A 22,330-nucleotide genomic window follows, 5' to 3' on the forward strand; every position below is an offset into this window, starting at 1 on the left:
ATGACCCTGTTTCTTGCAAACGCCCGCCTGATCGACCCCGAGGCTCTGACCGAGACCGAGGCGAACCTTGTCATCGACAACGGGATCATCGCCGCGATCGGCGCGATGTCGGCCCCGCAGGGCGCGACGGTGATCGACTGTGGCGGCAATTACCTTGCGCCGGGGATCGTCGATCTGGGCGTCAAGATCGGCGAGCCGGGCGAGCGCCACAAGGAAAGCTTCCGCACCGCGGGCCAGGCCGCCGCCGCCGGGGGCGTCACCACGATCATCGCGCGCCCCGACACCTCGCCCGCCATCGACACGCCCGAGACGCTGGAGTTTGTCACCCGCCGCGCAGCGCAAGCGCCGGTGCGCATTCACCACATGGCCGCGCTGACCAAGGGCCGCGAGGGCCGCGAGATGACCGAGATCGGCTTTCTCATGGATGCGGGCGCCGTGGCCTTCACCGATACCGACCATGTCACCACCGACACCAAGGTGCTCAGCCGCGCGCTGACCTATGCGCGCAGCCTTGGCGCGCTGGTCATCGGCCATCCGCAAGAGCCGGGCCTGACCAAGGGCGCCGCGGTCACCTCGGGCAAGTTCGCCAGCCTGCGCGGCCTGCCCGGCGTCACCCCGATGGCCGAGCGCATGGGGCTTGAGCGCGACATCGCCCTGATCGAGATGACGGGCGTGCGCTACCACGCCGACCAGATCACCACCGCCCGCGCCCTGCCCGCGCTGGCCCGCGCCAAGGCGGCGGGGCTGGATGTGACGGCGGGCGTGTCGATCCATCACCTGACGCTGAACGAATATGACGTCGGCGAGTATCGCACCTTCTTCAAGATGACGCCGCCGCTGCGCTCGGAAGAGGATCGGCTGGCGGTGGTGCAGGCCGTGGCCGACGGGCTGATCGACGTGATCTGCTCGATGCACACGCCTGCCGACGAGGAAAGCAAACGCCTGCCCTTCGAAGAGGCCGATTCCGGCGCGGTGGGGCTGGAGACTTTCCTGCCCGCGGCGATGCGGCTTTTCCATGCCGGGCATCTGAGCCTGCCGCAGCTCTTCCGCGCCATGTCGCTGAACCCCGCCAAGCGCCTTGGCCTGCCGCAGGGCCGCATGGCAGAGGGGGCGCCTGCCGACCTCGTGCTGTTCGATGCGGATACGCCTTTCGTGCTGGACCGCTTTACTCTGCACTCGAAATCGAAGAATACCCCCTTCGACGGCACCCGGATGGAAGGCAAAGTTCTTGCCACATTCGTCGGCGGGGTGCAGGTTTATAACAACGATAACGAATAAATCGAGGCGAGGGGCAGCAATGCCGGGAATTGAGAACGGGCCCGTGATGATCGGGCTGGTAGCCGTTTTGGGCTATCTGCTGGGGTCGGTGCCCTTCGGGCTGGTGATCACCCGGCTGTTCGGTCTGGGCGATCTACGCCAGATCGGCTCGGGCAATATCGGCGCGACCAACGTGCTGCGCACCGGCAACAAGCCGGCGGCGCTGGCGACACTGCTTCTTGATAGTGGCAAGGGCGCCATCGCCGTGCTGATCGCGCGCCACTTCCTGGGCGAGACCGCCGCGCAGGTTGCAGGCGGCGCGGCCTTTCTGGGGCACCTTTACCCGGTGTGGCTGGGGTTCAAGGGCGGCAAGGGCGTCGCGACCTTCTTTGGCACCATGCTGGCACTGGCCTGGCCCGTGGGCATTGCGGCCTGCCTTGTGTGGTTGGCAACCGCCTTCGTCAGCCGGATCTCGTCGCTCTCCGCGCTGGTCGCTGCGGCGGCGACGGTGCCGCTGGCCTATTTCCTTAACCATCGCGATCTGATGCTGCTGGCGGCGGGGCTTGCGGTGCTGATCTTCTGGCGTCACCGCGCGAATATCCAGCGCCTCGCCACCGGGTCCGAGCCGAAGATCGGCAAGAAGGGCTGATCACCAGCGTTTGAGGGCGTCCTCGTCGCTGTCCTTGGCGGCGACCCAATCGGTTTCGCCGTCCAGCCCGTGTTCCTTCTTCCAGAAGGGCGCGCGGGACTTGAGGTAATCCATCAGGAACTCGGCCGCGGCAAAGGCATCGCCCCGGTGCCGGGCGGCGGTGGCGACCATCATGATCTGCTCGCCGATGTCAAGCCGCCCGTGACGGTGAATGACCAGCGCATCGGCAAGATTCCAGCGCGCCATCGCCTCTTCGGTGATCTTGGTGACCGCGCGTTCGGTCATGCCGGGGTAATGCTCCAACTCCAGCGCCTGCATGCGGCCCGTGTCGTCGCGCACCACGCCGGTAAAGCTGACAATCGCGCCCACATCCGCGCGCCCGACCCCGAAGCCCGCCATCTCGGCGGCGAAATCGAACGGGGCCTCTTGCACCGAGACCTTCATCTCAGCCGCCCGTCATCGGCGGGAAGAAGGCTACCTCGCGCACACCCGAGAGCGCCGCATCGAATTCAGACAATTCCTGATCAAGCGCCACGCGCAGCGCCGAGGTATCGGCAAAGGCCGCCTCATAGCGCGGCTCGCGCGCGCGCAGTTCCGCGACCAGATCGGCCACCGTGGCGGCGTTGGTCTCGACGCTTTCGCGGGCCTTGCCGATGCGCTCGCGCACCCAGGCGAAATAGAGAACCTCAACCATGGTTATGCTCGCGCAGGTAAGGCAGAGATTTGCGGAAGTAATCCCAGCCGGTGATCGCGGTCAGAACCGCCGCAACCCAGATCAGGCCAAGGCCGACATGGGTCGCCAGATCGGCCATCGAGGCGCCGGTGGGCAGATCGCCCTCTCCCGCGCGGGGGGCGCGGCCTTCCTCGATGAACTTCAGCCCGGTGCCGAGGAACAGGACCGCAATCGCCACCATCTGCGTCGTGGTCTTCCACTTGGCCAGTTTGGTGACCTTCAGCTTGCCGGCATCCGCGCCCAGAAACTCACGCAGGCCCGACACGAAGACCTCGCGGAAGAGGATCACGGTCGCGGGCAGGATCAGCCAGGGGTTCATGCCCGAATAGCCCGTCAGCACCACCAGCGCGATCACCACCATCGCCTTGTCGGCAATCGGGTCTAGCATGGCGCCAAACTTGCTTTCCTGCTTCCACAAGCGGGCGAGGTAGCCGTCGAACCAGTCGGTCACCGCCGCGCTGATGAACAGCGCCAGTGCGAACCAATCCGCCCAGGGACGCGAGAAATAGAGAAACATCACCGCGACGCCGGGCGCGGCAACAAGGCGAAGAACCGTCAGGATATTGGGCAGCGTCCATTTCATCCGCGCACCCTAGCCGCGCCGGTGCGGAAGGAAAAGGGGGTGTTAACGCGGCGGGTCGGCGTAGTCATGCTGCTGCCCGCGCCAATCGGTCACGCGCCAGGTTCCGGGCGCGCTGCCCGGGGCGAAGTGATCGGCGCTCACCGGCACCTTGCCAAAGCCGCCGGGAATATCGAGCACATAGGTCGGCAGCGCCGTGCCGCTGATATGCCCGCGCAGGGCGCGCATCAGCGCGCGCCCCTCTTCAATCGTCGTGCGGAAATGCGAAGTTCCGGGCGCGAGATCGCAATGATGCAGGTAGTAGGGCTTGATCCGCAGGGCCAAGAGCGCGCGGAACAGATCGCTGAGCGCGCCGACCGAGTCGTTGACGCCGCGCAGCAGGACGGACTGCGAAAGCATCGGCACCCGGGCCTCGGCCAGACGTGCAATGGCCGCGCGGGCCTCGGGCGCAAGCTCCTGCGCGTGGTTGGTGTGGACGACCAGCCAGACGGTCGGACGCGCGCTGCGCAGCACCTCGCACAGGGCGGGCGTGATGCGTTCGGGGGCCACCACCGGCACACGGCTGTGAAAGCGGATAAGATCGACATGCGCTATGGCCGACAGCCGCGCCAGAACCTCGCCAAGGCGCCGCACGGAAAGCGTCAGCGGATCGCCCCCGGTCAGGATCACCTCGCGGATCGCGGGGGTCGCGGCGATGTAATCCAGCGCCTCGGCCAGCGCGTCCTCGGCCAGCGGACCGGTCTCGCCCACCGTCTCGCGGCGGAAGCAGAAACGGCAATAGACATCGCAGGTCTTGGTGATGTGCAAGATTACCCGGTCGGGGTAGCGATGCGTCAGCCCGCGCACCGGGGCATGGGCGTCATCGCCAATCGGGTCAACAAGTTCTTCTGGGCGAATGGTCAGCTCGGCGCGCGCGGGCACGAATTGCGCGGCGACGGGATCGGAGGGGGTATCGATGGCCGCCTGCATCGCGGGGGTCAGCCGGATGCGGAACGCCTCGGCCACGCGCGCGACATCTGGCAGGTCGGCCACGGGCACCAGCCCGGCCGCAGCCAGTTCCTCGGGGCGCGTCAGGGCGCGATGGGGGGGCGTCGCATCGTTCATGGGCTGGCGCGCTACGCCGCGGCGGGGCGTCCGTCAACCCCGATCGTTGAAGTAGTTCCAGATCGTCTCGGCCATGGCCTGCGAAATGCCCGGCGCCTCCATCAGGTCGGTCAGCCCCGCGCGGCTGACCGCCTTGGCCGAGCCGAAATGCGTCAAGAGCGCGCGCTTGCGCGTCGCGCCCACGCCGGGGATCTCGTCAAGCGGGTTGGCCATGGTGGCCTTGGCGCGCTTGGCACGATGCGCGCCAATGGCCCAACGGTGCGCCTCGTCGCGCAGGCGCTGGATGTAATAGAGAACCGGATCCTGCCGGGGCAGCGCGAAGGGGCGCTTGCCGGTGCGGTGGAACTCTTCCTTGCCGTGGTCGCGGTCGATGCCCTTTGCGACGCCGACCATCGCGATATCGGCCACGCCCATCGCGGTCATGACCTCCTGCACCGCCGAGACCTGCCCCGCCCCGCCGTCGATCAGCAGAAGGTCCGGCCAGGCGTCGCCCTTGCGCTCGGGGTCTTCCTTGAGCAACCGGGCGAAGCGGCGCGTCAGCACTTCTTTCATCATGGCAAAGTCGTCGCCGGGGGTCAGTTCATCGCCCTTGATGTTCCACTTGCGATACTGGCTTTTTAGGAACCCGTCCGGCCCCGCTACGATCATGCCGCCCACCGCATGGGCACCCTGGATATGCGAGTTGTCGTAGACCTCGATCCGCTCCGGCGCCTTGGGCAGGCCGAAGGCCCGCGCCACACCGGAAAGCAGGCGCGCCTGCGCCGCCGATTCCGACATCCGCCGCCCGAGGCTTTCGCGGGCGTTGCGCAGGGCATTCTCGACCAGTTCTGCTTTCTCGCCGCGCTTGGGCAGGGCGATCTCGACCCGGCGGCCCGCGCGGTCCGAAAGCAGATCGACCATCAGATCCTCATCCTCGATCGGATGCGACAGCAGGATCAGGCGTGGCGGTTCCTTCTGGTCGTAAAACTGGGCAAGGAAAGCCTCGAGCACCTCTGCCTCTTCCGCGCCCGAGCCGGTGCGGGGATAGAAGTCATGGTTGCCCCAGCTTTGATGCGCGCGGATGAAGAAGACCTGCACGCAGGCCTGCCCGCCCTCCATATGCAGCGCAACCACATCGGCCTCTGCCACGCCGCGCGGGTTGATGCCCTGGCTTTGCTGCACATTGGTCAGCGCCTGAATCCGGTCGCGCAGGGCGGCGGCGCGCTCGAACTCCAGCGCCTCGGAGGCGGCCATCATCTCGCCCGCCAGCTCCTGCTGAATGGTGGTGGACTTGCCCTCAAGGAACCGCTCGGCATCGGCCACGGTGCGGGCGTAATCGCCTTCCGAGATCTTGTCCACGCAGGGCCCCGAACAGCGCTTGATCTGGAATTGCAGGCAGGGCCGGGTGCGGCTGGAAAACACCGCGTCCGAGCAGTTGCGCAGCTGGAAGACGCGCTCAAGGTGGTTCAGCGTCCGGTTCACCGCGCTCGCGGAGGCGAAAGGCCCGAAATAGGCGCCCTTGACCGTGCGCGCGCCGCGATGCTTGCGGATCATCGGAAAGGCGTGGCTCTTGTCGATGACGATATAGGGAAAACTCTTGTCGTCGCGCAGCAGCACGTTGTAGCGCGGCTTGAGCTGCTTGATCAGGTTTTGCTCAAGCAGCAGCGCCTCGGTCTCGGTCCGCGTGGTCAGGAACATCATATAGGCGGTTTCCGAGATCATCCGCGCGATCCGCGCCGAATGTCCCGAGGGCCGCGCATAGTTCGACACCCGCGCCTTGAGATTGCGCGCCTTGCCGACGTAGAGCACCTCCTGCGCCGCGTTCAGCATCCGGTAGACGCCGGGCGAGCCATCGAGCCGGGTGACGTAATCGGCAATCAGCGCATGGCCCTTCAGCCGCGCGGGCGGCCGATCCGTGCTGTCTTCGGGGGGCGTCTGGGATTGCGTCATTGCCGGGGTCGATTCTCCGCTGTGGCTGCAATCTTACGCAGCATCTTTCAAGAGGGAAGCTTTCCACGGTTTCTGTGGATAACTCTGTTGGGAAGTTTTGGAGATCACGGAATCTTCCTTATTTCACGAGCGACTCCACGAACTGCCTAAAAATTGGGCAAATATATAACTTATTGATATATCGATGAAAAATTTTCAACTTCAAGCAAGTGACTGAAACCATTGGCAGATTCGTAACAGCTTTGTTACATCGCGCCCGGAGGTGGACAAGTTGCCGCAGCGTTCGCTGATCAGGTCACTCAACGCCCAGAACATCGGGGGTTTTCCAGCCCAGATGTTGCCCGCCGTCGACGCACAAAAGCTGCCCCGTCACGCCATGCGCATCGAGGAAATATCCCAGCGCCGCACAGATATCGCCGGGGTCGGCGCCGCGTTCCAGAATGGTGGCCGCGCGCTGGCGGGTGAAGTGGCTCTCGGACTGGCGCGCGCCCTGCATCGTGGGCCCCGGCCCTATCGCGTTCACGCGTATATCGGGCGCCAGCGCCTGCGCGGCGGTCTGGGTCAACGCCCAAAGCCCGGCTTTCGAGAGGCTGTAAGTCATAAACTCGGGCGTGGGCTTGCGCACCCGCTGGTCGATCATGTTGACTACCAATGCCTCGGCGCGCGGCTCGGCCCCGCCACGGTTGGCCTTGGGGGCCTGCGCGGCGAAAGCCTGGATCAGCACGAAAGGCGCGCGCAGGTTGGATTCGAAATGCCGGTCCCAGCCCTGACGCGTGGCGGTGCGGATATTGTCATACTCGAAGATCGAGGCGTTGTTGATCAGCAGATCGAGCGGCCCGCCAAGAGCCTCCGCGGCCGCGCCCACCAATCCGGCGGTCGGTGCCTCATCCAGAAGGTCGGCCTGCACGGCAACCGCGTTCACACCAAGCGCACGCGCCTCGGCGACGACGGCCTCAGCCTCGGCTGCCGAGGCGTTGTAATGGATTGCCAAATCATAGCCGCGCCCGGCCAGATAGAGCGCCATCGCACGCCCCAGCCGCTTTGCTCCGCCCGTGATCAAAGCCCGCGCCATCTTTCCCTCACACCATGCCCGACGTCATCAGCACAACCACATAGGCCGCGTAGACAACAGTAAAACCGATACCGATCATCCGAGTGAAGGGCCAACGGTAGAAAATGAACGGCGCGATCAGCACGGCGGCGCCAAGCATCACCCACAGGTCGAAGCGCAGCATCTGCGCGGGCACCGGCAGCTGGCCGACCAGCCCCGACACCCCGATGATGCACAGCAGGTTGAAGATGTTCGAGCCGATCACGTTGCCAAGTGCCACATCCGCCCGCCCACGGATTGCGGCATTGACCGAGGTCGCCAGTTCCGGCAGCGAGGTTCCCACCGCAACAAGCGTGAGACCGATCACTGCTTCGGAAATCCCGAAGGCGCGCGCGATCGAGCTTGCGCCGTCCACCAGGAAATCCGCACCGAACGGCAGGCCGATCAGGCCGAGCACGATAAAGAGCCCGATCTTCGCCCAGGGCATGTGAATATCAGCGCCCTCGATCTCTTCCTCGGCGCGGTTTGCGCGATGGGCCAGCGCCTCGCGGATCTGGCGAAACAGGATCAGCGCAAGGGCACCCAGAAGCACCAGCGCATGTGGCCATCCCAGCGGCCCCGTGAAGCACAGCAGGATGAACAGCAGGCTCGCACCCAGCATGATCACATAGCTTTCGCGGGTGTCATGCTCATCAGTGCGGATGGCCGAGATGATCGCGGGCAGGCCTAGCACCAGCAAGATATTGGCGGTGTTCGAGCCGATCACGTTCCCAAGTGCAATCGCTGGCGCGCCCTCAAGAACTGCCGCGACCGAGACCATCATCTCGGGCGCCGAGGTGCCAAAGGCCACGACGGTCAAGCCCACGATCAGCGCCGGGATTCCCAGCCGCAACGCCAGCGCGACCGAGCCTTTCACCAGCACATCGCCCGCCACGACAAGCAGGCCAAGGCCTGCGGCTATCTTCACCAGATCGACGAGCAATCATGCCCCCTTGTCATTTCCGCAGGGACAGGGCCCCGCTCCGATTTTGGGTCGCCCGCAGCGCGGACAGCGCGCCGTGATGCGCGGACGGCCCTTGCCGCCCGGCAGTCGCAGCTTGCCGAACATTGCCAGCACGGCCATGGCGACCAGAAACAGTGTCATTCCCTTGATCAGCATGGCCTAAAGCCCAAAGCGCGCCCAAAGCGCGCGCTCCTCTGCCGCATCGATCATGGCTCCGGCGGCATCGGCCCCGATCCCGGCGCCGAAACGGCGCAGGAAGGACTGGCGCGGACCATAGGGGATGAAGCGCACCTTATCGCCGTAAAGCTGCTTGAGCTTGGGCACCGCATGGGCGAGGCCATCGACCAGCCCCACTTCGATTGCCTGCCGCCCGGTCCAGATCTCGCCGGTGAAAAGCTCCGCACCCTCTTTCAAGCGCCCGACCCGGCGCTCGCTGACATGATCCTTGAAGCTGACATGCATGTCCTCAAGCAGTCGGTTGAGGCGTTCCACATCCTCGGGTTTTTCTGGGCGGAACGGATCGAGGAAGCTTTTCGAGCCGCCAGCCGTATGCACCCGCCGCTCGATCCCGTGGCGAGCGATCAGCCCGTCCAGCCCGAAGCCCGCCGAGATCACGCCAATCGACCCCACGACCGAGGTCGCATCGGCCCAGATGTCATCGGCCGCGCAGGCCAGCCAATAGCCGCCCGAAGCCGCGATATCCTCGACGAAGGCGTGGACGGGCAGCTTTGTTTCCTCGGCCAGCCGCCGGATGCGCCCCGCGATTAGCGAGGATTGCACGGGCGAGCCGCCGGGCGAGTTGACCAGCAGCGCGACGGCGGCGGGTTTGCCCCTGCGAAAGGCGCGCTCCAAGAGCGGCGCAAGCGCGGCATCAGACAGACCCTGCGCACCGGGCCGCGTGGCACCGATGGCGCCGTGCAGTCGCACAAGGGCCACGCGCGGGGGCCGGTTCGGTCCAAAGGGGAAGAAGCGTTTGAAATCCATGCGACCGATGTAGGGGCCGGGCACAGGGGGAACAAGCGCCCCGGTCGCGGGTTTTCAGGAAAAATACGCCCCCTCTGGCGCGGCGCCGCGCGCTTGGGTAGCGTGCAGGCATGATCGACAAGCTCGAGATGTTCATGATCCTCGCGCGCGAGGGCCATTTCGGCCGCGCGGCCGAGGCCTATGGCGTGACGCAGCCCACGCTCAGCTCGGCCATCCGCGCGCTGGAGGAAAGCCTGGGCGTGCAACTGGTCTGGCGCGGCGCGCGCTATCAGGGCCTGACGCCCGAGGGCCAGCGCGTGCTGGAACACGCCCGCCGCATCGTGGGCGAGGCTCGCGCCATGCAAGACGAGATGCGCGAGGCGCGCCACGGCGTCGCGGGGCACTTGCGCCTTGGCGTGATCCCAACCGCCCTGCCCCGCATCGCCCGGTTGACCGCGCCGTTCCTCGCCCGCAACCGCTCGGCCCGCGTGACGATCCTGTCGCGCTCCTCCGCCGAGATCCGCGATGGCATCGCCGCGCAGGAATTGGACGCGGGCATCACCTATCTTGACGGTGCGGGGCTGGGGCGGATGGAAGAGGTCGCGCTCTGGCTCGAAACCTACCGGCTGGTCGAGCGTGCGCCCGATGACGCCGCCCTGCCTTGGGCCGAAGCCGCCGCTCGGCCCCTGTGCCTTCTGACCCCCGACATGCAGAACCGCCGCCTGATCGACGGCCATCTGGCCGCGGCGGGCGCACAGGCAGCACCTCGGGTCGAGTCGAACTCGACCATCGCGTTGCTCAGCCATGCTGCCACCGGCGAGTGGTCCGCGATCCTAGCCGAGGCGCTGTGCGAGGGCTTCGCTCTGCCACCGGGGTGCTTGGCCCGCCCTCTGATCGCACCCGAGGCCGCGCATCGCGTGGGCCTCGTGGTCGAACATCGGCCCACCTATACCCCCAGCCTGCGCGCCCTGATCGCCGAAGCCCGCCGCATCGCGGATTGATAGATCATATCTATCAATCAACGGGGGATACGAATTGCCGATCCTATCAGGCCGCGCTACCTAAGGCTCAGCCAACCCCGGAGGAGAGCCATGTTCGACAGCGCGCGCCTAGCGCAGATCCTGCACGCCCATGAAGGGGTAGAAGGTCCGCTCCTGCCGATCCTGCACGATGTTCAGGAAAGCTTTGGCCATATCCCCGAGGCCGCGCTGGACCCGATCGCCGAGGCCCTGCGCCTGAGCCGCGCCGAGGTGGTGGGCGTCGTTGGCTTCTACCACGATTTCCGTAAGACCCCGGCGGGCGCGCATGTCGTCAAGCTCTGCCGGGCCGAGGCCTGCCAGTCGATGGGCGGCACCGCGCTGCAAGCCCGCCTTGAGGCCGCGCTTGGCCAGAAGATGGGCGAGACGAAGAACGGCGTCACGCTCGAGGCCGTCTATTGTCTGGGCCTGTGCGCCTGTGCGCCTGCGGCCCTGGTCGATGACCGGCTCATCGGGCGGCTCGATGCCGCGCGGGTGGATGCCATCGCCAAGGAGGTGCGCGCATGAAGATCTGGGTTCCCGCCGATGCCGCCGCCCGCGCCTGTGGTGCCGACGAAGTCGCCGCCGCCATCTCCGCCGCAGCCGAACAGCGCGGCGTCACGGTCGAGCTGATCCGCAACGGCACGCGCGGCATGGTCTGGCTTGAGCCTCTGGTCGAGGTCGAGACGCCGGAAGGCCGCCGCGCCTTCGGCCCGATGACCCCCGAGGATGTGCCCGCCCTTTTCGACAGCCCCGACAGCCACCCCAAGGCGCAGGGCCTGACCGAAGAGATCCCCTTCTTCAAACGCCAGACCCGCCTGACCTTCGCGCGCTGCGGCAAGATCGACCCGCTCTCGCTGATGGATTACGAGGCCGAGGGCGGCCTTGCCGGTCTGCGCGCGGCCATCGCCCGAACGCCCGCCGAGGTCGTCGAGGAAATCGTGGCCTCGGGCCTGCGCGGTCGTGGCGGCGCGGGCTTTCCCACCGGCATCAAGTGGCGCACCGTTCTGGGCGCCAAGGCTGCGCAGAAATACATCGTCTGCAACGCTGACGAGGGCGATAGCGGCTCGTTCGCCGACCGCATGCTGATGGAGGGCGACCCCTTTTGCCTGATCGAGGGCATGGCCATTGCAGGCCTCGCCACCGGGGCCACGCAGGGCTACGTCTATATCCGCTCGGAATACCCCGACGCGATCCGCGTGATGCGCGCGGCAGTCGAGGCGGCGACCCACGCGGGCGTTCTTGGCGCCGATGTGCTGGGGTCCGGTCGCGCCTTCCGCGTGGAGATCCGCGTGGGCGCCGGAGCCTATGTCTGCGGCGAGGAGACCTCGCTTCTGAACTCGCTCGAAGGCAAACGCGGCGTGGTGCGGGCGAAACCGCCTCTGCCCGCGCTTGAGGGCTTCATGGGCCGCCCGACGGTGGTCAACAACGTGCTCAGCCTGGCCGCCGTGCCGTGGATCATGGCACATGGCGGCGCGGCCTATAACGCCATCGGTATCAACCGCTCGCGCGGGACGATCCCCTTGCAGATCGCGGGCAACGTCAAGCATGGCGGGCTGTTCGAAACGGGCTTTGGCATCACCCTTGGTGAGATCGTGACCGAGATCGCGGGTGGCACCGCCTCGGGGCGTCCGGTCAAGGCGGTGCAGGTGGGAGGCCCCTTGGGCGCCTATCACCCGGTGTCGGATTTCGACCTGCCCTTCTGCTATGAGGAATTCGCGGGCCAGGGTGGGCTTGTCGGCCACGCCGGCATGATCATCCATGACGAGGGCGCCGACATGCTGGCGCTGGCGCGCTTCGCCATGGAGTTCTGCGCCATCGAGAGTTGCGGCAAATGCACCCCCTGCCGGATCGGCGCGGTGCGCGGGGTCGAAACGCTCGACCGCGTCGCGGCGGGCGACCCGACCGCGCTGCCGCTGATCGAAGATCTTTGCAACACGATGAAGCTCGGCTCGCTCTGCGCGCTTGGCGGCTTTACCCCCTACCCGGTTCTGTCGGCGATCCGGCATTTCCCCGAAGAATTCACCCCCATGCGGGAGGCTGCGGAATGAAGGACTTCATCATCCCCGACGCGAACTGGTCGAAGGACATGGGCACGCCCGCACGCAAGGGCGCACCGGTGCATCTGACCATCGACGGCATGGCGATCACGGTGCCCGCAGGCACCTCGGTCATGCGCGCGGCTGCCGAGGCCGGAATCACCATCCCCAAGCTGTGCGCCAGCGACAGCCTTGAGCCCATCGGCTCGTGCCGGTTGTGCATGGTCGAGATCGAGGGGATGCGCGGCACGCCTGCCTCCTGCACCACGCCCGTCACCGAAGGCATGCAGGTCCGTACCCAGACCGAGCAACTGGCCACCCTGCGCCGCGGCGTGATGGAGCTTTACATCTCGGACCACCCGCTCGATTGCCTGACCTGCGCGGCCAATGGCGATTGCGAGTTGCAGGACATGGCCGGTGCCGTCGGCCTGCGCGAGGTGCGCTATACCCCCGGCGAGAACCATTTCGAGGCGCGCCAGAATGGCGAGGCCAACCCCTGCTACATCCCCAAGGATGTCTCGAACCCCTATTTCAGCTATGACCCGGCCAAATGCATCGTCTGCATGCGCTGCGTGCGGGCCTGTGAAGAGGTGCAGGGCACCTTCGCGCTGACCATCGAGGGGCGCGGGTTTGACGCCCGCATCGCCACCGGGGCAAGCGACTTCCTCAGCTCGGATTGCGTCAGCTGCGGCGCCTGCGTGCAGGCCTGCCCGACCGCGACCCTGGTCGAGAAATCGGTCGAGGAGATCGGCACTCCCGAACGCTCGATCGTGACCACCTGCGCCTATTGCGGCGTGGGGTGCAGCTTCGAGGCGCAGATGCGCGGCGATACGCTGGTGCGCATGGTGCCCTGGAAGGGCGGTGAGGCGAACCGTGGCCATTCCTGCGTCAAGGGCCGCTTCGCCTGGGGCTACGCCACCCATCAGGACCGCATCCTGAACCCGATGATCCGCGATAGCATCGACCAGCCCTGGCGCGAGGTCGGCTGGCAAGAGGCACTCGACTTCGCCTCCGGGCGGCTTAAGGGCATTCAGGCCAAGCATGGCAAGGATTCGGTCGGCGTCATCACCTCGTCGCGCTGCACCAACGAAGAGACATACCTTGTGCAAAAGCTCGCGCGCGCAGTCTTTGGCACGAACAACACCGATACCTGCGCGCGGGTCTGCCACTCCCCCACCGGCTACGGGCTGAAGCAGACCTTCGGCACCTCGGCGGGCACGCAGAATTTCGACTCGGTCGAGCAGACCGATCTGGCGCTGGTCATCGGCGCGAACCCGACTGATGGCCACCCGGTCTTTGCCTCGCGGCTGCGCAAGCGGCTAAGGGCTGGCGCGAAGCTGATCGTCGTCGACCCGCGCCGGATCGACCTGCTGGAAACCCCGCATATGGGTGACAGCTGGCATCTGCCACTGCGCCCCGGCACCAACGTCGCCGTGCTGACCGCGATGGCCCATGTCATCGTGACCGAAGGGCTGACCGATGACACCTTCATCGCCGAGCGCTGCGATCTGGACGAATGGGCCGACTATGCCGAGTTCGTTCGCAGCCCCGACTATGCCCCCGAGGCCGTCGAGGCCCTGACGGGCGTGCCCGCAGCCACGATCCGCGAGGCTGCCCGCGCCTATGCCGCCGCCCCCAATGCCGCGATCTACTACGGGCTTGGCGTGACGGAACATTCGCAAGGCTCGACCACCGTAATCGCCATCGCGAACCTTGCCATGATGACCGGCAATATCGGGCGCGAGGGCGTGGGCGTGAACCCGCTGCGCGGCCAGAACAACGTGCAGGGCTCGTGCGATATGGGCTCGTTCCCGCATGAGTTGCCGGGCTATCGCCATGTCTCGGACGATACCGCCCGCGCGATCTTCGAGAAAGCCTGGGGCGTCACGCTGGACCCTGAGCCGGGCCTGCGCATCCCCAACATGCTGGACGCTGCGGTGTCGGGCGCGTTCAAGGGCATCTACATTCAGGGCGAGGATATTCTGCAATCCGACCCCGATACGCGCCATGTCTCGGCCGGTCTTGCGGCAATGGATTGCGTGATCGTCCATGACCTCTTCCTGAACGAGACGGCGAATTACGCGCATGTCTTCCTGCCCGGCTCGACCTTCCTCGAGAAGGACGGCACCTTCACCAATGCCGAGCGCCGCATCAACATGGTGCGCCGCGTGATGGCGCCCAAGAATGGCTATGCGGATTGGGAAGTGACGCAGATGTTGGCCAATGCCATGGGCGCGGGCTGGGCCTACACCCACCCGCGCGAGGTGATGGCCGAGATCGCCGCGACCACGCCGGGCTTTGCCAATGTGACCTACGAGATGCTGGACGCGCGCGGCTCGGTCCAGTGGCCCTGCAACGATGACGCGCCCGATGGCTCGCCCATCATGCATATCGACGGCTTCGTGCGCGGCAAGGGGCGGTTCATCCGCACCGCTTACGTGCCGACCGACGAGCGCACCGGCCCGCGCTTCCCGCTCTTGCTGACCACCGGGCGGATCCTGTCGCAGTATAACGTCGGCGCGCAGACCCGGCGCACCGCGAACAGCGTCTGGCACGAGGAAGACCGGCTAGAGATCCACCCGCATGACGCCGAGGTGCGCGGCATCAAGGATGACGACTGGGTGCGGCTGGCCTCTCGCGCGGGCGAGACCACGCTGCGCGCGACGATCACCGATCGCGTCTCGCCGGGTGTCGTTTACACCACATTCCACCATCCGAACACGCAGGCCAACGTGGTCACAACCGACAATTCGGACTGGGCGACGAACTGCCCCGAATACAAGGTGACCGCCGTGCAGGTGGGGCTGTCGAACGGCCCCTCGGACTGGCAGGAGGATTACGCGGCCCTGTCAGAAGCCTCGCGCCGGATCGAGGCCGCCGAATGACCCTGCCGCGCGGAGCCACACAGATACCGCTGTCGGGCGGCGCCTCGGAGGTGCTGGCCGAAGAGGTGCCGGTGGCGCTCGTCTATGACGGCGTGACGCAGGCGGTGATGATGGCGACGCCCTCGGATCTGGAGGATTTCGTCCTTGGCTTTGCGCTGAGCGAAGGGCTGATCGAAGCACGGTCCGAAATTGTCCGCACAGAGATCGTGCCGCAACTGCGCGGGATCGAGGCGCGGGCCTGGCTGGCGGCCCCTGCGGGTGCGCGGTTCAAGGAGCGCCGCCGCGCGACGACCGGGCCGGTCGGCTGTGGGCTGTGCGGCATCGACAGTCTTGAACAGGCATTGCGCCCGCTGCCGCGGGCGCCCCGGGGCGGGGGCGCCAGGCTGGCGCCCGGCGCCCCCGCCCGTGCCCTCGCCGCCCTGCGCGCCGCACAGCCGTTGCAGGATGCGACCCACGCGATCCACGCGGCCGGGTTCTGGAGCGAAACTGGTGGCCTTATGCTGCTGCGTGAGGATGTCGGGCGCCACAATGCGCTGGACAAGTTGGCCGGGGCGTTAACACACGCCGGGATCGCGCCTGCTGACGGGGCGCTCGTGATGACCTCGCGTATCTCGGTCGATCTGGTGCAGAAGGCGGTCACGCTCGGCGCACGGGCGCTGATCGCGCCCTCGGCCCCAACTGCACTGGCGGTGGCCGAAGCGCGCGCAGCCGGGCTGCACCTTATTGCCCGCGCACCCAGCACCGAAACCCTGATCGATTACACCGCGCCCGAGCGCACCGAGGAAGACGCCGCATGAGCACCGACAAGCTGATCCGTATGGCCAATCAGATCGCCACCTTCTTCGAGGTGCAGCCGGGCGACGGCGCGGCATCCGTGGCCGCGCATATCAACGACAATTGGTCGCCGCCGATGCGCGCGGAGCTTCTGGCGATGGTCGCAAGCGGCGCGTCGAATCTGCACCCGCTGATCGTGGCAGGCGCAAGCCAGATCCGTCCCGCACCGGGCCGCTAGAGGTCAGGCCCCCGTCAGGATTGCAGGCGCTCGATCTGGGCGCGCAGTTCTTCGGCCTCGTGCCGCGCAGCGCGCAATCCGTCCATTGCGGCGCGCAGTTCGGCCTCGGTCTGGGCTAGTTGGTTGCTCAGCTCGGCCTCGCGGGCCTCGATATAGGTGACCGCCTGATCGCGGGTTTCCTCGGCCTCGTGCAGGGCCTGGGCCATTTGCTCCAGCTCACCCATGTCGGCCTGCGTCACGCGGGTCAGCCGGTGGATCAGCCAGGAGGCAAACCAGCCCAGGCAGAAAGCGACGAAGAGGATGATCGCTGTGGCGATGACGAATTCGGTGCGGTTCATGGCGCGGTCATCCTCAGTTCTGCTTGGGGATCAGGTTGTCCGGACGCGGCTTGGGCCGGAGCCTGGCTTCGGCCGCGGGGTAAACGGGGATCACGGCCGCGTCTTCCGCGGCGGCCTCGCCCTCGGGGGCCGCGTCTTCCATCGGCGCGGCGTCCTCCATGGGCGGCGCCTCTGCTTCGGGCAGGGCCTCTGCCGGGTCTGCCGCGGGCGCGGCAGGTTCCGGAGCGGTCGCCTCGGGCAGATCGCCCTCGATCGGCTCGCCATCAAGCAGCACGAACTCGATGCGCCGGTTCGCCTCGCGGCCTTCCTCGGTGCCGTTATCTGCCAGCGGCTGCGTCTCGCCATAGCCCTTGGCGGTGATGTTGCCCACCAGCACCCGCCGGTCGCGCAGCGCGCTCAGCACGGCGGCGGCGCGTTCCTGCGACAGGTTCAGGTTCATCTCATCGCGGCCCTGGCTGTCGGTATGGCCCGCCAGTTCCATGCGGAACTCCTGGCAATCCTTCATGGCCCCGGCCAGCGCATCAAGCGTCTCGGCCCCATCGGCAGCGATGGTCGAGGAGCCGGGCTCGAAGCTGATCTTGTGCTGCGCCAGAACCCCGTTCAGCCGCGCCACGCATTCGGGCCCGTCGGGCAGCGCCAGCACCGGGTCAAGCCGCTTGTCATAACGCACATCAAGCTCCATCGCGGTCGACTCGCCCAGGTGCCCCGAAAGGATCCGCGCGACTGCATCAGAGGCCTGCGGATTGCCGCTAATACCGGTGACGCGCACGATATCGGGGCGCACGACAACGCGCCCCTGCTCGACCTCGCCCAATGCCTCCAGCGCCGCCAGAACCCGCGTAGGCCAGCCGGCGGGCAGTGCGGCATCGACCCGGGTCGCGCCATAAACCGCTTCCGAGCCGAACTGTGCGCGGGCGAAATTCTCGACCAGCCCGCGTTCGCGGTCGTCCGAGATACGACCGCGCAGGGTGACCTTGCCGTTCTCGCTCAGGATCGCCGAGAACTCGGGCACGCCTTCCGAGGCGTCGGGTTTCTTCTGCAACTCGGCCTTCAGCGAGAAGACGTCGGGCAGGTTCGACTCCAGCTCGCCCACGACCTTGTCGAAGGTTTCCGGCGCGACGCTGTCGGCGGCGATCAGCGCGATATCGGCGTCCGAGTAAGTAATCGTCCCCGCGCCCATTTCCTTGAGCGCATCGATTCCCATACCGACCGCAACCGCCCAATCGGGTGAGGGAGTGCCCATGCCGATGGTGCACCCGAGCGCACCGTTTGCCCCGGCGCCACGGGCCGCGGCCAGAATGCGGTCGCGCGCGCGCTCGGTATCGGCAGAGCAGGCGTCGAAGCGCGCACCCTCGGCGTCGATCAGGAAGCGCAGGGTGAAGGGCGTGATCACCGGGCGCGGCGCCGAGATATCAAAGCTCAGCTTCAACTCGGACGGGCGGCGGCGCGCCAGCGAGGTCTCGATCCGCGCCTTTTCTTCGGGGCTGTCAGTGATCGCCGTGACAAAGACCTTGCCCGGCTCGACCGAGATTTTCGAACGCGGCACGGTGCGCAGCGTCGCGGTGGCGAATTCGACCGCCATGTTCCAGCCCGGCGGCGCGGGGTAATCGGCGGTTGCCAGCATGTCGGTGACGGTGCCCGCACCCGCGATCTCTGCCAGCGCGGCGACCATCGCCTTTCGGTCGAGCGCGGCCGGAACGAGACCGATCAGCGAGATGCCATCATCGTTGCGCAGCACCTCAAGTGAAAACTCGGGCGCCACCAGGGCCTGCGCGCTTTCGACATCGGTATTGTCCACGACCCGCGCGCCATCAACGACGGTGCTGACCAGCGTCAGCGCGCGGAAGCGATCGGCCTCGGAGGGCGCGGTGCCCAGAAGGATAACCTGCAGGCCATCGGTCTGCACCCGCACCCAGCTATGGCCCGCCGTCTCCATCGCCAGGCGCACGGCATTGCGCGAGCGGATTTCGATCACCGTGGCCGAAACACCCGCGATCAGCCCCGACAGCACGAAGGCCGAGGCAAAAGCCGCGGTTGTCAGGATGGTATTGCGCAGGCGCATGTCGTCTGTGCCTCCCAAGCCGGCTTGCGTTGCGCACTGTCTTAAGGGCGCAACCCCTTGGGATCAATTACACGATTGCGCCAACGGCAAGAAACAGCGCAACGATCAGCCCGGTGTCGCGGTTCGCCCGGAACAGGCGCAGGCAATTGTCGGGGTCATCGATGTTCAGCTGCCGCATCTGCCCGTAGAGATGCCAGCCAAAGGCCCAGGGCGCCGCCACGCAGATCGCCAGCGTCAGCCCCGACACCCGCGCGGGCAGCAACGCCCACAGGATCGCCGCCGTCATCAACGCGACCGCCCCGATCAGGAAGGCGTTAAGCCACCTCGCGCTATCCTCACCAAAGAGCCGCGCGGTGGATTTCACACCGATCAGCGCGTCATCCTCCTTGTCCTGATGGGCGTAAATCGTGTCGTAGAACAGCGTCCAGACAAGGCCCGACAGGTAAAGCAGCACCGCCGCTGGGTGCAGGCTGCCCGAATGCGCGACCCAGCCCACCAGCGCGCCCCAATTGAAGGCGATGCCCAGAAACAGCTGCGGCCACCATGTGAACCGCTTGGCAAAGGGATAGATCGCGACCGGCACCAGCGCGGCGATGCCCAACAGAATCGTGGCCCAGTTGAAGGTGAACAGGATCATGGCCGATATCGCCACCTGCACCCCAAGCCAAATCAGCGCCTGCCGCACCGTGACCTGCCCCGAGGGAATCGGGCGCGAGCGCGTGCGCGCCACCTGCCCGTCAAAATTCCGGTCGGTGATATCGTTCCAAGTGCAGCCCGCGCCGCGCATCAGCACCGAGCCGATCGTGCAGCCCGCCGCCAGCCACAGATCGGACAGGCGCGGCGCATCTACCGCCGCCGCCAGCGCGATGCCCCACCAGCAGGGCAGCAGCAACAGCCACGTCCCGATCGGACGGTCGGCGCGGCTCAGCCGCAGGTAGGGGCGCCAGGCAGCCGGGGCGTAATGATCGACCCAGTTACCCTTGACGGCATCCGCAACCTGCCCCTGAGGCTCTGGCTTTTCGATTGTGCCGGTCATAAGTTCGCCCCATGGAACGTGCCAAGATCAGATTGTGTGTAGATCACCCTTTGGGTGAGGGGCAAGCCGTGCCGCTGAATGAGGCGCAGGCGCATTACCTTTTCGGGGTGATGCGGCAGGGCCTCGGCGCGCGCGTGGCGCTGTTCAACGGGCGCGACGGCGAATGGACGGCCGAGGTTGCCGAGGCCGCCAAGAAGCGCGGCACGCTGGTCTGCCTTGGTCAGGCCGCGCCACAACTGAACCCGCCCGACCTGTGGCTCATCTTCGCGCCGATCAAGAAAGAGCGCACCGACTTCATCGTCGAGAAAGCAGCCGAGCTTGGCTGCGCGCGCATCCTGCCGGTGCAGACCGAGTTCACCAACGCCGGCCGCGTCAAGCAAGACCGCCTTCAGGCCCATGCTATGGAGGCCGCCGAGCAATGCCTGGGCACCTTCGTCCCAACGGTTGATGACATGGCGCCCCTGCGCAAGCTGCTCGACGGCTGGGACCCCGCGCGACGCATCCTGTGGGCCGACGAAAGCCTTGCGGGCGCCGCCGAAACTCTGGCGGGCCTGACGCCCGGCCCCTGGGCCATCCTAATCGGCCCCGAGGGCGGCTTTTCCGAACCTGAGCGGGCGAAACTCCGCGCCCTGCCCTTCGTCACGCCGGTCAGCCTTGGCCCGCGCATCCTGCGTGCCGACACTGCCGCCTGTGCGGCGATCACCCTTTGGCAGGCGGCCCTTGGGGATTGGCGATGATCCGCCCCGAGCTGCGCGAGGCACTGGAGCGCCATGCCGAGACCGCCGCGGCCTTGGCCTCGACCGCGCTTGGCCTCTGGATCGCCTCGCTTGGCGGCTACATCCTTGTGCCTTTCGGGCTGGCGATGGCGGCGGTCTGCCTTGGCTGGACGGCGCTTGCCTTTCGTCGCGCGCGTTTCGCCCGGCCGGTGTCGGAGCCCGGCCTTGTCGATCTCGACGAGGGACGCATCGGCTATTACGGCGCGGGTCAGGGGCTTGGCGGCTATGTCGCGCTCGAAGATCTGACCGAGATCCGGCTTCTGAACCTCTCGGGCTCGCAATACTGGCGGCTCAAGTCCTCGGATGGGCAGGCGATCATGATCCCCACGGCGGCGGCGGGCGGGGAAAAGCTGTATGACGCCTTCGCCACCCTGCCCGGCATCGACATGGGGGCGCTGACGGTCGCACTTGATCGTCGCATTGCCGCACAAAGTCTGTGGACCCGCCCCGCGACGCGCTAACTTGACACGGGGCGCCGATAGCGCCACCTGTTCCTTCCCGGTTCCGTAAGAAAGGCAAGCCCATGTCCATTCCTCAGCAAGGCGGCGGCCCTATCGAGCGGTTCGAGCAACTGGCCGAGTTCCTCGCCTCTGGCGAGAAACCGCGCGACGCTTGGCGGATCGGGACCGAGCATGAGAAATTCGGCTACTGCAAGGATGTGCTCAAGCCGCTGCCCTATGACGGCCCGCGCTCGATCAAGGCGATGCTCGAAGGGCTGCGCGACGAGTTCGGCTGGACTCCGGTCTATGAGCAGGACAACATCATCGGGCTGAGCTTCCCCGACGGCTCGAACGTCAGCCTCGAACCCGGCGGGCAGCTGGAGCTGTCGGGCGCGCCGCTCGAAACGATCCACCAGACCTGCGACGAGGTGAACGAGCACCTGCGCGAGGTGCAGACCATCGCCGACCGTATCGGCGCGCGCTTCATCGGGCTTGGCGCCGCGCCGGAATGGCACGCGGATGAGATGCCGATGATGCCCAAGGGCCGCTACCGGCTGATGACCGACTACATGGACAAGGTCGGCACCATGGGCAAGACGATGATGTATCGCACCTGCACCGTGCAGGTGAACCTCGACTTCGGGTCCGAGGCCGACATGGTGCAGAAGATGCGCGTGGCGCTGTCGCTGCAACCGGTGGCGACGGCGCTCTTCGCCAATTCGCCCTTCCTCGATGGCAAGCCCAACGGCATGAAATCGTGGCGCGCCAATATCTGGCAAAACCTCGATCCGGCGCGCACGGGCATGCTGCCCTTCATGTTTGACGAGGGCGCAGGCTATGACGCCTATGTCGATTACGTCCTCGATGTTCCGATGTATTTCGTCTACCGCGACGGCAAGTATATCAACGCGCTCGGACAGTCGTTCCGCGACTTCCTGAAAGGCGAGCTGCCTGCGCTGCCGGGTGAAAAGCCCACGCTCTCGGACTGGGCCGATCACCTGACCACCGTGTTCCCCGAAGCGCGTTCGAAGAAATACATCGAGATGCGCGGCGCCGATGGCGGCCCGTGGCGTCGGCTCTGCGCGCTGCCCGCACTCTGGGTCGGGCTGATGTATGACCAGTCCGCGCTCGATGCCGCCTGGGATCTGGTGAAGGGCTGGGACCACGAGACCCGTGAGGCCCTGCGCCGTGCTGCGGCCAAGGACGCGCTGCAAGGTGAGGTCAACGGCATCAAGCTGCATGACCTCGCGCGCGAGACGGTAGCGATTGCGAAATCGGGCCTCAAGGCGCGCGCCAAGCCCGGCGCGGGCGGGCTGATCCCGGACGAGACGCATTTCCTCAACGCGCTTGAGGAATCGGTCGAGACCGGACGGGTTCCGGCCGATGAGCTGCTCGAGAAATACCACGGCGAATGGAACGGCGATCTGAGCCGGATCTACGCCGAATACAGCTACTGA

At 66.6% G+C, this 22,330-nt stretch carries 23 protein-coding genes; 11 read left to right on the forward strand and 12 right to left on the reverse strand.

From position 1 onward, the window contains the following. Both pyrC and plsY read left to right on the forward strand, forming a co-directional pair. Positions 1 to 1,278 (forward strand): dihydroorotase, encoded by a 1,278-nt coding sequence (gene pyrC, locus LZA78_RS14445; protein ID WP_233677628.1) that lies wholly within the window; start codon positions 1 to 3, stop codon positions 1,276 to 1,278. A 19-nt stretch (positions 1,279 to 1,297) separates the two neighbouring features. Then, positions 1,298 to 1,906, forward strand: coding sequence for a glycerol-3-phosphate 1-O-acyltransferase PlsY (gene plsY / locus LZA78_RS14450; RefSeq protein ID WP_233677629.1), 609 nt, complete (start codon positions 1,298 to 1,300; stop codon positions 1,904 to 1,906). On the opposite strand, the gene LZA78_RS14455 is transcribed toward plsY, so the two are convergent. From LZA78_RS14455 to LZA78_RS14495, 9 genes are all read right to left on the reverse strand, one after another. After that, positions 1,907 to 2,350 carry a molybdenum cofactor biosynthesis protein MoaE gene (locus tag LZA78_RS14455; protein WP_233677630.1) on the reverse strand — a complete coding sequence of 148 codons (444 nt, stop codon included), beginning with the start codon at positions 2,348 to 2,350 and terminating at the stop codon, positions 1,907 to 1,909. Between the two features lies 1 nt (position 2,351). After that, positions 2,352 to 2,600, reverse strand: a complete 249-nt coding sequence (gene moaD / locus LZA78_RS14460) for a molybdopterin converting factor subunit 1 (RefSeq protein ID WP_233677631.1) — start codon at positions 2,598 to 2,600, stop codon at positions 2,352 to 2,354. Continuing rightward, positions 2,593 to 3,222, reverse strand: a complete 630-nt coding sequence (gene pgsA, locus LZA78_RS14465; RefSeq protein ID WP_233677632.1) for a CDP-diacylglycerol--glycerol-3-phosphate 3-phosphatidyltransferase — start codon at positions 3,220 to 3,222, stop codon at positions 2,593 to 2,595. Before pgsA ends, moaD begins: the two co-directional genes overlap by 8 nt. Positions 3,223 to 3,264: 42 nt before the next feature. Continuing rightward, positions 3,265 to 4,323, reverse strand: coding sequence for a lysine-2,3-aminomutase-like protein (locus LZA78_RS14470; RefSeq protein ID WP_233677633.1), 1,059 nt, complete (start codon positions 4,321 to 4,323; stop codon positions 3,265 to 3,267). A 33-nt stretch (positions 4,324 to 4,356) separates the two neighbouring features. After that, positions 4,357 to 6,252 (reverse strand): excinuclease ABC subunit UvrC, encoded by a 1,896-nt coding sequence (uvrC, locus tag LZA78_RS14475; protein WP_233677634.1) that lies wholly within the window; start codon positions 6,250 to 6,252, stop codon positions 4,357 to 4,359. A gap of 295 nt (positions 6,253 to 6,547) precedes the next feature. After that, entirely contained in the window at positions 6,548 to 7,324 is a 777-nt protein-coding gene (locus tag LZA78_RS14480; RefSeq protein ID WP_233677635.1) for an SDR family oxidoreductase, read from the reverse strand. Between the two features lie 7 nt (positions 7,325 to 7,331). After that, positions 7,332 to 8,285: a calcium/sodium antiporter gene (locus LZA78_RS14485; protein ID WP_233677636.1), complete on the reverse strand. Its 954-nt coding sequence runs from the start codon at positions 8,283 to 8,285 to the stop codon at positions 7,332 to 7,334. Next, entirely contained in the window at positions 8,286 to 8,447 is a 162-nt protein-coding gene (locus tag LZA78_RS14490; protein WP_233677710.1) for a hypothetical protein, read from the reverse strand. 18 nt (positions 8,448 to 8,465) lie between these two features. Continuing rightward, positions 8,466 to 9,290: a S49 family peptidase gene (locus tag LZA78_RS14495; RefSeq protein WP_233677637.1), complete on the reverse strand. Its 825-nt coding sequence runs from the start codon at positions 9,288 to 9,290 to the stop codon at positions 8,466 to 8,468. Positions 9,291 to 9,400: 110 nt separating this feature from the next. Between LZA78_RS14495 and LZA78_RS14500 the strand changes: the two genes are divergently transcribed. From LZA78_RS14500 to LZA78_RS14525, 6 genes are all read left to right on the forward strand, one after another. Next, positions 9,401 to 10,270: a LysR family transcriptional regulator gene (locus LZA78_RS14500; RefSeq protein ID WP_233677638.1), complete on the forward strand. Its 870-nt coding sequence runs from the start codon at positions 9,401 to 9,403 to the stop codon at positions 10,268 to 10,270. A gap of 90 nt (positions 10,271 to 10,360) precedes the next feature. Further along, positions 10,361 to 10,813, forward strand: coding sequence for a formate dehydrogenase subunit gamma (locus LZA78_RS14505; RefSeq protein WP_233677639.1), 453 nt, complete (start codon positions 10,361 to 10,363; stop codon positions 10,811 to 10,813). Then, on the forward strand, positions 10,810 to 12,336 hold the full coding sequence (locus tag LZA78_RS14510; protein ID WP_233677640.1) for a formate dehydrogenase beta subunit: 1,527 nt from the start codon (positions 10,810 to 10,812) through the stop codon (positions 12,334 to 12,336). The genes LZA78_RS14505 and LZA78_RS14510 overlap by 4 nt, the downstream gene beginning before the upstream one ends. Beyond that, positions 12,333 to 15,209: a formate dehydrogenase subunit alpha gene (gene fdhF / locus LZA78_RS14515; protein WP_233677641.1), complete on the forward strand. Its 2,877-nt coding sequence runs from the start codon at positions 12,333 to 12,335 to the stop codon at positions 15,207 to 15,209. Before LZA78_RS14510 ends, fdhF begins: the two co-directional genes overlap by 4 nt. Next, a complete protein-coding gene (gene fdhD, locus LZA78_RS14520) occupies positions 15,206 to 16,006 on the forward strand; it encodes a formate dehydrogenase accessory sulfurtransferase FdhD (protein WP_233677642.1) in 801 nt (266 codons plus the stop codon). Before fdhF ends, fdhD begins: the two co-directional genes overlap by 4 nt. Further along, positions 16,003 to 16,221 carry a formate dehydrogenase subunit delta gene (locus LZA78_RS14525; protein WP_233677643.1) on the forward strand — a complete coding sequence of 73 codons (219 nt, stop codon included), beginning with the start codon at positions 16,003 to 16,005 and terminating at the stop codon, positions 16,219 to 16,221. The genes fdhD and LZA78_RS14525 overlap by 4 nt, the downstream gene beginning before the upstream one ends. Before the next feature lie 14 nt (positions 16,222 to 16,235). On the opposite strand, the gene LZA78_RS14530 is transcribed toward LZA78_RS14525, so the two are convergent. From LZA78_RS14530 to ubiA, 3 genes are all read right to left on the reverse strand, one after another. Next, positions 16,236 to 16,559, reverse strand: coding sequence for a hypothetical protein (locus LZA78_RS14530; protein ID WP_233677644.1), 324 nt, complete (start codon positions 16,557 to 16,559; stop codon positions 16,236 to 16,238). 13 nt (positions 16,560 to 16,572) lie between these two features. Continuing rightward, positions 16,573 to 18,621, reverse strand: a complete 2,049-nt coding sequence (locus LZA78_RS14535) for an OmpA family protein (RefSeq protein ID WP_233677645.1) — start codon at positions 18,619 to 18,621, stop codon at positions 16,573 to 16,575. A 67-nt stretch (positions 18,622 to 18,688) separates the two neighbouring features. Then, entirely contained in the window at positions 18,689 to 19,657 is a 969-nt protein-coding gene (ubiA, locus tag LZA78_RS14540; protein WP_233677646.1) for a 4-hydroxybenzoate octaprenyltransferase, read from the reverse strand. A gap of 11 nt (positions 19,658 to 19,668) precedes the next feature. On the opposite strand from ubiA, the gene LZA78_RS14545 reads away from it, so the two are divergent. The 3 genes from LZA78_RS14545 to LZA78_RS14555 all read left to right on the forward strand — a co-directional run bounded on the left by LZA78_RS14545 (position 19,669) and on the right by LZA78_RS14555 (position 22,330). Next, positions 19,669 to 20,394: a 16S rRNA (uracil(1498)-N(3))-methyltransferase gene (locus tag LZA78_RS14545; protein WP_233677647.1), complete on the forward strand. Its 726-nt coding sequence runs from the start codon at positions 19,669 to 19,671 to the stop codon at positions 20,392 to 20,394. Further along, positions 20,391 to 20,894, forward strand: coding sequence for a hypothetical protein (locus LZA78_RS14550; protein ID WP_233677648.1), 504 nt, complete (start codon positions 20,391 to 20,393; stop codon positions 20,892 to 20,894). Before LZA78_RS14545 ends, LZA78_RS14550 begins: the two co-directional genes overlap by 4 nt. A 62-nt stretch (positions 20,895 to 20,956) precedes the next feature. Beyond that, positions 20,957 to 22,330: a glutamate--cysteine ligase gene (locus tag LZA78_RS14555; protein ID WP_233677649.1), complete on the forward strand. Its 1,374-nt coding sequence runs from the start codon at positions 20,957 to 20,959 to the stop codon at positions 22,328 to 22,330.

It is taken from the genome of Rhodobacter flavimaris, assembly GCF_021378075.1.
Taxonomy (GTDB): Bacteria; Pseudomonadota; Alphaproteobacteria; order Rhodobacterales; family Rhodobacteraceae; genus Rhodobacter; species Rhodobacter flavimaris.